Genomic DNA, 229 nt, shown 5'->3' with positions numbered 1-229 from the left:
TATTCCCCACCGGACGCCCGATCGGCACCGACACCCCCACACCCCCCGCGCAGTCGTACACCGAGACACACGCGGTCGTCTCCGCCGGACCATAACCGTTGACGACCCGAACCGCCGGACACAGCGACGTGAATCGGCGCACCAGATCCGGCGGAAACACCGCACCACCCACGATCACCTCCCGCAGACACCCCAAAGATGGTCGGGATATCGACGACAGATGCTCGAC

Annotated in this window: 1 protein-coding gene; it reads right to left on the bottom strand. The window is 65.5% G+C overall.

The features are described from left to right. Nucleotides 1-196, bottom strand: a 196-nt coding sequence (locus tag ACX4ZE_RS23505) for an AMP-binding protein (RefSeq protein WP_480275652.1), incomplete at its 3' end; no start/stop codon positions are given. Between the last annotated feature and the right edge of the window lie 33 nt (nt 197-229).

The sequence above is a fragment of the Nocardia sp. TBRC8007 genome (assembly GCF_056629435.1).
Note: the sequence above shows the minus strand (reverse complement) of the source record. Positions and strands in the feature narration are given on the sequence as shown.